Source organism: Nocardia sp. NPDC004722 (assembly GCF_053601505.1).
Genome location: NZ_JBSGBY010000742.1, coordinates 1 through 3,641, shown reverse-complemented (window position 1 = coordinate 3,641; position 3,641 = coordinate 1). Strand labels below are relative to the sequence as shown.

Annotated in this window: 5 protein-coding genes; all 5 read right to left on the bottom strand. The window is 69.6% G+C overall.

Going from position 1 to position 3,641, the window contains the following annotated elements; all coding sequences use genetic code 11:
- Nucleotides 1–814: aldehyde dehydrogenase family protein (locus tag ACWELQ_RS40995; protein WP_452402378.1), on the bottom strand; the 814-nt coding region annotated here is incomplete at its 3' end.
- Nucleotides 811–1,560 (bottom strand): gamma-glutamyl-gamma-aminobutyrate hydrolase family protein, encoded by a 750-nt coding sequence (locus ACWELQ_RS40990; protein ID WP_452402377.1) that lies wholly within the window; start codon nt 1,558–1,560, stop codon nt 811–813. The genes ACWELQ_RS40990 and ACWELQ_RS40995, both read right to left, overlap by 4 nt.
- A complete protein-coding gene (locus ACWELQ_RS40985; protein ID WP_452402379.1) occupies nt 1,541–2,911 on the bottom strand; it encodes a glutamine synthetase family protein in 1,371 nt (456 codons plus the stop codon). Before ACWELQ_RS40985 ends, ACWELQ_RS40990 begins: the two co-directional genes overlap by 20 nt.
- Nucleotides 2,912–3,008: 97 nt before the next feature.
- A complete protein-coding gene (locus ACWELQ_RS40980; protein ID WP_452402376.1) occupies nt 3,009–3,266 on the bottom strand; it encodes a hypothetical protein in 258 nt (85 codons plus the stop codon).
- A gap of 37 nt (nt 3,267–3,303) precedes the next feature.
- A partial coding sequence (locus tag ACWELQ_RS40975) for a YdcF family protein (protein ID WP_452402375.1) occupies nt 3,304–3,641 on the bottom strand: 338 nt, incomplete at its 5' end.

The window sequence follows — 3,641 nt, the reverse complement described above, 5'->3', positions numbered from 1 at the left end:
TCAGCGTGGTGAGCGACTTGCTCACCGAGGCGGGCAGGCGATCGGCGGTGAAGGCCACCGAGGTGTCCAGGCGCGAATCCACCCGTCCCACACCGTATTGAACGATATTGGCGCTCTTGCCGCCCAATTCGAGAGTCACCCGCTTCACCTGGTCGGCGCATCCGGCCATGATCTGCTTGCCGACCTCGGTGGACCCGGTGAACACCACCTTGCGCACGGCCGGGTGCGTGACGAACCGCGCGCCGACCACCGAACCCTTGCCCGGGATCACCTGGAAGACATGCTCGGGCAGTCCGGCTTCCACGGCGAGCTCGCCGAGGCGGATCGCGGTCAATGGGGTCAGCTCGGCCGGTTTGAGCACCACCGTGTTCCCGGCCGCCAGCGCGGGCCCGAAACCCCAGGCCGCGATGGGCATGGGGAAGTTCCAGGGCACGATGATGCCGACCACGCCCAAGGGCTCGCAGAAGGTGATGTCGACACCCCCGGCGACCGGAATCTGGCTGCCCAGCAGGCGTTCGGGCAGTCCCGCGCTGTAGTGCAGCACGTCGCGGACATTGCCCGCCTCCCAGCGGGCGTTGCCGATGGTGTGCCCGGCATTGCGCACCTCGAGCCGAGCCAGCTGCTCGAGTTCGGCGTCGACGGCGTCGGCGAAGCGGCGCAGCAGCCGCGCCCGATCCCCGGGTGTGACGGCCCGCCAGCTCTCGAAGGCCCGCTGCGCGCGGGCGATCGCGGCATCGGTGGCGGTCTCGTCCGCCAATTCGATGGTGGCGACCACCTTTTCGGTGGCCGGATCGACCACGTCGGTCGTTGTCACCGGTTGCGCTCCCTTCCGTACTGTGTGGCCTGTTCGACCAGCGCCCGCATCAGGCGGGTGTCGGTCGTGTTCTCCTCCGGATGCCATTGCACGCCCAGCAGGAACGGTCCCTCCCGGGTCTCGGCCGCCTCGATGGTGCCGTCCGGGGCGTGCGCGGTGGCGGTGAGATCCGCGGCGAGGGTGTCGATGGCCTGATGGTGGTGACAGTGCGCCTTCACCTCCGGGCCGACGATGGCCGCGACCTGGCTGCCCGGGGTCGTCGCGACCGTGGTGATGGTGAAAACGCCCGGCACCCGGTTGTGTTCGGGGTGCCCGACGACCTCGGGTAGGTGCTGGTGCAGGGTGCCGCCGAGGGCCACGTTCACCAGTTGCAGGCCGCGGCAGATCGCCAGCACCGGCATGCCGGCGGCGCGGGCCAGCGCGAAGAGCCCGAACTCGGATTCGTCGCGGTCGGTGCGCGGGCGGCCGGTCTCGGGGTGCGCGGGCGCGCCGTAGCGGGCCGGATCGAGATCCGCGCCGCCGGTGAGGACCAGGCCGTCGAGGCGCTCGACGAGTTCGGGACGCGGGGTTCCGGTGGGCGGCAACAGGACCGGGATGCCGCCCGCGCGCTCGGTCAGGTCGACGTAGGTGCGCGCCAGCACCGCCGCCTCCACGTCCCAGCGGCCGAAGCGGGCGCGTTCGGAATAGGTCGGCAGGCCGATGAGCGGACGCCTGCCTTCGGTGCTGTCAGAGTCGTTCGAAGCCACGTACCCGCTCCCAGTCCGTGACCGCCGCGTCGTAGGCGTCGAGTTCGATCTGCGCGGCATTGCGGTAGTGCCGCACCACCTCCGGGCCGAACGCCTTCTGCGCGACCTTGCTCTCCCCGAAGAGTTGGGCGGCCTCGCGCAGCGTGTGCGGCACGCGCGGCCGATGCGAACGGTAGGCGTTGCCGTGGAATTCCGGCTCCAGCGGCAGATGCTGTTCGATGCCGTGCAATCCGGCGGCGATGGCCGCGGCGACCGCCAGGTACGGGTTGACGTCCCCGCCTGGGATGCGGTTCTCGAACCGCAGCGACGGGCCGTGCCCGACCATCCGCAGCGCGCAGGTGCGATTGTCGCGGCCCCAGGCAAGCGCAGTGGGCGCGAAGCTTCCGGCCTGGAAGCGCTTGTAGGAGTTGATGTTCGGGGCCAGGAAGTAGGTGAGCTCGCGCAGCGCGTCCAGCTGACCGGCCAGGAAGTGCCGCATCAGCGCCGAGGGCTCGCCGTTGCCGTCGGGGAAGACCGGCTCGCCCGCCGCCGTGCGCAGGCTGAGATGGATGTGGCAGGAATTGCCCTCCCGCTCATTGTATTTGGCCATGAAGGTGATGCTGCGCCCGTCCTGGGCGGCGATCTCCTTGGCCCCGGTCTTGTAGATGCTGTGGTTGTCGCAGGTGACCAGCGCCTCGTCGTAGCGGAAGGCGATCTCGTGCTGACCGGGATTGCATTCGCCCTTGGCGGACTCGACATACATTCCCGCGCCGGACATTTCGGTGCGGATGCGGCGCAGCAGCGGTTCGATGCGCCCGGTGCCGAGCACCGAGTAGTCGACGTTGTACTGATTGGCCGGGGTGAGCTCGCGATACCCGCGCGCGAACGCCGCCTCATAGGTGTCGTCGAACACCAGGAACTCCAGTTCGGTGCCGACGTAGGCCTGTAAACCGTGCTCGGCCAGCCGATCCAGCTGCGCCCGCAACACCTGCCGCGGCGACGCCGTCACCGGCCGCCCCGCTCCGCCGTCGGCCGCCACCTGCTCCACATCGCAGAGCACCAGCGCCGTCCCCGGCCACCACGGCACCAGCCGCAATGTCGCCAGATCCGGCCGCAGCACGAAGTCCCCGTACCCCGTCTCCCACGACGACATCTCGTACCCGTCGACGGTGGTCATCTCCACGTCGACCGCCAGCAGATAGTTGCAGGCCTCGGTGGCGTGATCCAGCACTTCTTCCACGAAATACCGTGCCGAACAACGCTTCCCCTGTAACCGCCCCTGCATATCGGTCATGGCGACCAGCACCGTGTCGAGCTGCCCCGCCTCGACCAGCCCCACCAACTCCGCCACGCTCAACATCCCGGCCCGCATCACGACCCCTCTCGACGTCAACGCCCCCACGCTAAGCGACCCCCGGCCCCGCGCGTGCCCGAATAGCCCAGGAGCCTGCCCGCGTGTCCCGCGCGGCTCAGCGGTCCGTGCGGCAGCGGCCGAACCGGCGGCGGGGCGGGCGGAGGCGGCGACAGACGACGGCGGTGATGCGCGGACCCAGCGATTCGGTGACGTAGAAGTGGTCGCCGCCCAGATCCGCTGCGGCGTGGGCGATCTCGTCTATCGAGCCGTGGATATCGCTCGCGCCGAGCAGGCTCAGCGTCATCTCCACGGCACCGACCGGGGTGAATCCGTCCGAGGGGGCCTTGTCGAGTTCTTCTGCTCGTGATCGCATCGCTCCAATGTCGGTCGGGGGCGGCGTGGCGTCAAGGTCAGCGGTGGGAGGCGTAGGTGGCCAGCGGCGGGAGAGCGGCGAGGGTCAGGCAGATCAGGGCGTTGGTGTATTTGTGTTCGACGAGGATGGCGACGTATTCGCGGAGGATGGCGCTGGGCAGGTAGTAGAAGGCGGTCTTCGCGCCCACGACGGTGGTGTCGAGGCCGAGGCGGCGGGCGAGGATGCCGGTGCGCAGGGCGTGGAAGTTGCTGGTGACCAGGACGATCGGGCCCGGGATGCGGTGGTGGGTGAGCAGTTCGCCGGTGTAGAGGAGGTTTTCGCGGGTGGTGCGGGAGCGGTCCTCGCGCAGGACGGCGGTCGGGGTGAGGCCCTTGG